Here is a 6467-nt window from a genome sequence, read left to right on the forward strand (position 1 = left end):
GGCGAACGCCGGGCTCGGCCACATAGCAGTAGGATTGTGTTTGCAACCGTGAGCTGCTGACCCGCGCCTGCATTCCGCCCCCGATCTATCCTTAGGAGCACAATGAATCCATCGCACCGCCAGATTTGAGCCGCATCGCCGCCTATGTCGGCGTGGAGGGTCATCTAGGGTTGGGCGCAACACCGGGAGTTTTCGATGTCCGGTTATTTGCGATTTTGCGTCGCCGGTTTGCTTTCTGTTGGAGCTCTTGCGTCGGCACCAGCGTCCTCCAATTCTCTTACGGATATCTTTAATACTGCTGCGCCCCAGCCGGCGGTAACCTCCCCGCCGGAAGCGGAATGCCAGAGAAGCCCCGGCAACCCGATCCCCGGCGGACATTGGGTCTATCGAATGGACGGGCACCGTAAATGCTGGTTCCTGACCGAGGGTACCGCGAAGGCGAAGAAGACCGTTCGCCGTGGGGCCCAAGATCGCCCCCCCAGTTTGGCCGAGAACAGCGCCTCGCAGCCCAGGCAGAGCGCGGCCATTGATGCGCACGCGGAGATCCTGCGCTCCGGACCGGAAGAGTCGTCTCAGCCGCCCGCATCTGTATTCAAAATAGCCGATGCCGCTTCCGATGCCCGCACGGGCCCTCCCATGACATTGGCAGTCTCCGTCGCCGGTCTTCACAGCCAACAGCTCACAGCTGATCACTCCGGGCCAGACCAAGTGGACGTTGAGCAGCTTCTGGCCGTCGTGTCCGCCGACTCTCCTGAAGCTATGCCGGCGGACGCGCGCATTCGAGAAGTGCCGGACGAAGCGCGCAGCTGGACGGCCTGGTTCGGGGTGCTGCTGATGACGCTTGGCGGCTTCTCGCTCTTAAGCTCGAGCCGCACGCTACGGCGCGCCGTGAGATTATGCCATTGAGGTGGCGCGATACGTTAGGCAGGTACCTGGCACGCCACCGCACGTCTCATGAATTTCAAGACGCCCGCATTGCCAAATGTACAAAGGTTCCGCGCGCCATTCATCGAGTTTGGCGCTGCCTGAGACGGACATCCGATTACGACGACGGCCCGCTTTTTGGGACGGACTGCCCTCATGCTGACGAGGTGTTCCTTGTGGACCGCAGCGGGCGAGCTCTGCGGCGCAAAGCTCGACTACATTGACGAGTATGCGGCGAGACGTTCGAGCCGAGCAAAGGTGTGGCGAGCACGACGTTGGAGCTGGGAAGGTAGCTGTTCAGTCGCTCAACAATTTGCCTTAGCCAGCATGGCTTTGACGCTCATTGTGTAATCCCTTCGCGAGGAAATATCGAAAATCTTGATCTTCTACGGCGCCGCGCGCAACGAGCAGAAAGGATTCCCTGCTCGGCTGAAGAGGAGCAATGGACAAGACAACATTGAAGAAGCGATTTTTCATCCGTATGGGAGGAACGGGATGGAGGGTTTACGACCGCGAGCGTCGAGGCCATGCGCTCCCTACTTGCGGGTGGGCAGACAAGCTCACGAAAGACGAAGCAGAGCGTATACACCTGGTCTTGATATCGTCCGTCCGATCTAAGTCCCCTTGGAGCGTAAGGTGGGCAGGCTAAGCCGACTCCCTTAAAACATGTTCTCTCTCCGTATCCGAAGACTCGCAGGCAAGGATCATTAGCCGAACATGGTGCTCGTCAAAATCAATCATAGCGCGACGGAAGAAGGCGGCACTGTCGCTGCGCGCTGGAAGACCGGCCGCCCCTAGCCCCCAGCCTGTTGGTTAATGGCGTGATGCATCGCAGCGAGACAATTGACTTGCTGCGGTGCTCCTCCGCACATGTCCCGCAATGTCGGTATGCAATCACCTATTTAGTGAGCCGACCACGTGTTCAGGAACACTGCCTGATGGGTGGCATTGGTGGTTTGTGCTTCAATTGTTTGAAGAGGCCGACGATGCGTCTTCCCCTCAGAATGGTTGCAATGGCAACAGTTCTTGCTTGGTTTGGATTGAACGCGAGCACCGCTGCAGCACAGGATTTCAACGAGCGGTGGTCTATCATTCCAAAGGCTCACGCTGAGCCGGCTCCCGATGAACTCGAACAGACAAAGAAGGACGAGCCGCGAGCACAAGCTCCCAGCGGGCAAGAGACGTCGAACGATCGTCGAGAGTCATTGAAAGATCGTTCAACTTCCCACTCCCTCAACCGCGTGTTCTCCGGAAAAGCCTCGTTCTATTCGTACTCAAGGGGCAAAACAGCGAACGGTTCATCGTATGACCGCGATTCTCTAACTGCAGCGCATCGCAACTTGCCGTTTGGCACGCGAGTCCGCGTGACTGAGGTAACGAGCAGAAAGTCGGTAGTGGTTCGTATCACAGACCGCGGACCGTGGGTTCGTGGTCGTGTTATCGACTTGTCACTAGCCGCCGCGCGCAGCTTGGGTATTACGGATCGTGGTGTCGCCCTGGTTCGAGCAGAGGTGTTGTAGCGAACGACTCCGTGCCCTTAAAGAACCCTGAAGCTATTGCAACCATCCTGTCGTCTCTCCGACTCCTCTACGGCGATGAGACCGCGCGAACCATGCTTGTCGAGGGCATGACCCTCGCCACACTGATGGATGCGATGTTCAAGGGGCCGGTAACCCACCGCGATGCAGTTCGGAGTATCACAAACGCGCTGGACGACTTCGCCATCACGCCCGAACTCGGACCGATCTGGCACCTTCGCTATCTGTACGAAGACAATCCCGGCTCGTTCCTTGTCGTCGACATGGAGATTGCGACACCCACCGGTACGCTGTCGAGTCGAGACGTCTGGCTTCGTTTGCCCGTCTAAGGCCAGTAGTGCAGCCGTTCGATGGCCCGACGGCACGCAGCAGAAGGCAACCGGTTCGTTAGGCGCCAAGAGGCACTGGTTGCGGAATTGGACCGGGATGGCCACAACGTCACCAACGCTCGCAAGGTGTTAGACACCCTGAGAGATGCGCAAGCCATCCACGAGCAGGACGTACGGCGGCTTCGTGATGCGCTGATAGCTGCTAGCCGGCCGTTGGCGTCCTCTACCTCGTGCTAGGGCGCGGCTCTTAAACGCGCAGCCAGCCAAAGCCGGATCGATGCAAGCTGGACGAACGCAAGGTAGTTAGCGGCGAGCCTGTCGTAGCGCGTTGCCACCCGACGACATTGTTTGATCCTGTTGAAGAACCGCTCGACCCGGTTGCGAGCGCGGTAGAGATAGGGGCTGAAGCAGATCGGATCGCTGCGATTGCTTTTCGGTGGGATGTTGGCCCACGCGCCCTTCTTCATGGCAAGCTCTCTGATCCAGTCGGCATCATAGCCACGGTCAGCAAGCAGCATCGACCCGACTTTCAGACGAGACAGCAGTCTTCCGGCAAGCCGAACGTCGTGCGCCTCACCGGGCTCAGCGCCAGCCGTAGCGGCAGACCGTTGCTATCGACCAACGCATGAATTTTGCTGGCCAACCCGCCGCGTGACCTTGCCATCGATTGGCGCTGGTTTCGTGTGATGCAGGCTCCATGCTGATGTACCCGGACAATGGAGGTATCGATCATTTGGACAGCGGCATCGTAGGCAGCGGCAAGTGCGTCTATGATGCGGCCCAGACACCGGCCCGCCGCCAGCGGACGAAACGGTTGTAGCAGGTCGTGTAAGGGCCAAAATGATCCGGCAGATCACGCCAAGGTGCCCCGGATCGCAGGACCCAGAAGATGCCGTTTAGGACACGTCGGTCGTTTACCCGAGGAACGCCACGCGGCTTGTTCGGCAGCATTGGCTTAATGGCAAGCCATTCATAGTCGGCGAGTTCGTGGCGCATGATTCGAGCTCCCAGTTCGGGAGTTTGAATCACAGCTCGGTTGTCAGGCCCAACACATATCGCCCGATGGGGGCCGTTCGGTCGCTATGCACCTCAAAGCAGACCTATTATGCTCAAAGTGAGTTTTGTCGTTCATGACCCATTGCGGTAGTTCTAGTCCGGCGCCGCCCGCTGTGATCAAATGCATCGAACATGAAGTCGGGGAAAGGGAGTCCGATGAGGCGCCGCGCCTTCGTTTTTGGGCTCACGCTTGCGACTGGTCGGCGCGCAGCAACTGCCCAAATTGAAGCGTATCGCCGTGATGTCTCCAGCCGCCAAAACTGCCGATATGAATGCAAACAGCAACACCGGCTATTACCGGGCATTCTTCCAGGAGTTGAGCCGACTAGGACACATTGAGGGCCAGAACATAATTATTGAGCGTTACTCGGGCGGAGGAGAAACAGCCCCTTATGCTCAGCTCGCCGCGGACGTGGTCGGAACACATCCTGACGTAATCGTTGCGACGGGCACTCCCATAGCAATTCAGTTAAAAACAGCGACGCAAACCATACCGGTCGTCTCGCTGTTTGCTGATCCGATTGCTATGGGGATTGTTGCAACACTTGCTCATCCGGGTGGAAATGTAACCGGCGCGAGCATCGATGCTGGGTTGGAGCTTCACGGCAAACGCTTTCAACTGATTGCAGAGCTGATGCCGAACCTGTCAACGATTCACTATCTCGCATCCGAGGGATATTGGGAGCGGGCAGCGGGTGTCGCCGTGCGGTTGGCGGCGCGACAGGCGAGCATTCCGATCATAGAACTGCCTTTGGGCCGAACCGTCTCGCCAGAAGCCTATCAACACAGCTTCCGCTCAATACAACGCAACCAACCGACCGCAATCATTGTCTCCGACGAGGGCGAGCATCTCGCGCTTCGTCACGCCTTGGTGGAGCTAATCGCAGCGCAGCGCCTTCCCGCGGGTTATGCTTTCCGCGATTTTGTCGAGGCCGGGGGGCTGATGTCGTATTCCGTCGACCTTGCTGACCTCTTTCGTCTTATGGCCTCGCAAGTTTCTGACATTCTTAGGGGTAAGAAGCCCATTGAAATCCCAGTGTACCAGCCCACAAAGTTCGAACTAGCCATCAATACACGGACGGCCAAGGCGCTGGGCCTTGACCTATCACCATCTTTCCTTGCACGTGCCGATCGGGTGATCGAATAGAGCATCCATTGTTTGCGCGGGCAGCTAGGGTGCGTCATCGTCAGCTTATTGGACCGAGCGCGAAGAGGTTCGGAACGCCGCACACGTCCGCAGCGCTTCATCACCGCTTATTCAATTCAAGCATCATTCTTGTCCCTATCCGCTTTTTCCGCTCCAATCGCACAATATGTCTGGCGAGGTGTCCGAACTTAGCCAGCTGCCCATTACGTCCTGTGAGGTAGTAAAATGAGACGGCGAGAGTTCCTCGCATTGATCGCGACAGGCACCAGTGTTGTTGCCTCCGAAGCGATCGCCCAAGCAGGTTTAAAGCGGATCGCCATCGTTGCGCCTTCAGTCCCAGTGGAAAAGATAAGGACGTATCCGCACTATGCGCGGGTACTGACTGAACTGAACGGTTTGGGATTTGTGGAGGGCAAGAATCTTGTTGTCGATACCTATTCCGGGCGTGGTGAACGGAATGCTTTTGGCGATCTCGCGCGAGCGGTCGTCGCACGCAATCCTGACGCAATTCTGACATCAGGCCCCCTCTATCTCTGGCGTTCAAATCAACGACCACAACCATCCCGATCGTTATCGTGGTCGCGGACCCAATCGCATTCGGGATAGTTTCCAGTCTGTCGAGACCGGGCGGGAACATTACCGGCTCGACGGTGGACGGCGGGATTGAGATGATCGCAAAGCGTCTTTCGCTGCTCCTCGAGGCGAAGCCCAACGCACGTCTCGGCTATCTCGCATCCCGGGGAAATTGGAATGGTGTTGAAGGGGCACTGATCATGGGCACGGCTCGCCGGGCGTCGGCATCGCTCGTGCATATTGATCTTGGGAACAGTATAACCGAGCAGGCGTATGTGGAAGCCGCCAGCAAGCTCGCCGAGCTGAATGTCAACGCTCTACTGGTGTCGGACGAGCCTGATCAAATCGCGCACAAGGAAGCCGCGGTAGCGATCGCGACAAACGCTAGAGTCCCGGCGATGTATGCTTTCCGCGATCTCGCTGAGGCGGGTGGCCTCATGGCTTATTGCGTAGATCTTCCTGACGCGTTTCGCTATGCCGCAAAGCAGATAGCAGAAATTTTACATGGCAAGCTACCCGGTGACATACCGTTCTTTCAACCCACGTTCTTTCCTTTCATTGTTAACCTCAAGGCCGCACGGCAAATTGGCTTCGAGTTTCCGCACCCACTTCTCGCTCGCGCCGACGAGGTGATCGAGTAGAGGTACTGTTCACTGCGGTGCAGAGTCCATTTGTGGCCCAACCCGGAAGTCAGGGAATGTCCGGTTTAGCGCCGCTGTTGAGGGAGGAAGCGGACATTGGTCACGCAGCCGGTTAATGAGTACACGCCCTAGCACTACTTTGGCAGATTGTTGATTTTGCCGCGTTTTATAGGATTCCCGAATCAATTTTTCAATGATTCATGGGTGGTCGGCTCTTGGAGGGCTGACCATGCCGGGATGGGAAGACGAACTCGAACGC

General features: G+C 57.5%; 6 protein-coding genes and 1 pseudogene. 6 read left to right on the forward strand and 1 reads right to left on the reverse strand.

Features of this window, described 5'->3' with window-relative positions; translation table 11 throughout:
- Nucleotides 1–195 precede the first annotated feature (195 nt).
- From FXB40_RS41850 to FXB40_RS41865, 3 genes are all read left to right on the forward strand, one after another.
- The gene (locus tag FXB40_RS41850) at nt 196–906 is read left to right on the forward strand and encodes a hypothetical protein (RefSeq protein WP_148778097.1); all 711 of its coding nucleotides are present in this window, start codon (nt 196–198) and stop codon (nt 904–906) included.
- Nucleotides 907–1937: 1031 nt separating this feature from the next.
- Complete coding sequence (locus FXB40_RS50615) at nt 1938–2444, forward strand: septal ring lytic transglycosylase RlpA family protein (RefSeq protein ID WP_430648183.1); 507 nt, start codon at nt 1938–1940, stop codon at nt 2442–2444.
- An 11-nt stretch (nt 2445–2455) separates the two neighbouring features.
- Nucleotides 2456–2791 carry a hypothetical protein gene (locus FXB40_RS41865; RefSeq protein ID WP_148778099.1) on the forward strand — a complete coding sequence of 112 codons (336 nt, stop codon included), beginning with the start codon at nt 2456–2458 and terminating at the stop codon, nt 2789–2791.
- 233 nt (nt 2792–3024) lie between these two features.
- Here the strand turns inward: FXB40_RS41865 and FXB40_RS41870 are convergent.
- Nucleotides 3025–3787 (reverse strand): annotated as a pseudogene (locus FXB40_RS41870) (IS5 family transposase).
- A 283-nt stretch (nt 3788–4070) separates the two neighbouring features.
- Between FXB40_RS41870 and FXB40_RS41875 the strand changes: the two are divergent.
- The 3 genes from FXB40_RS41875 to FXB40_RS41885 all read left to right on the forward strand — a co-directional run bounded on the left by FXB40_RS41875 (nt 4071) and on the right by FXB40_RS41885 (nt 6208).
- On the forward strand, nt 4071–4994 hold the full coding sequence (locus FXB40_RS41875) for an ABC transporter substrate-binding protein (RefSeq protein WP_148778100.1): 924 nt from the start codon (nt 4071–4073) through the stop codon (nt 4992–4994).
- Nucleotides 4995–5243: 249 nt separating this feature from the next.
- A complete protein-coding gene (locus FXB40_RS41880) occupies nt 5244–5600 on the forward strand; it encodes a hypothetical protein (RefSeq protein ID WP_148778101.1) in 357 nt (118 codons plus the stop codon).
- Nucleotides 5570–6208, forward strand: a complete 639-nt coding sequence (locus FXB40_RS41885) for an ABC transporter substrate binding protein (protein WP_246208285.1) — start codon at nt 5570–5572, stop codon at nt 6206–6208. The genes FXB40_RS41880 and FXB40_RS41885 overlap by 31 nt, the downstream gene beginning before the upstream one ends.
- The last annotated feature ends 259 nt before the right edge of the window (nt 6209–6467 follow it).

Origin of the sequence: Bradyrhizobium rifense, from assembly GCF_008123425.1 — a bacterium.
Classification (GTDB): Bacteria; Pseudomonadota; Alphaproteobacteria; order Rhizobiales; family Xanthobacteraceae; genus Bradyrhizobium; species Bradyrhizobium rifense.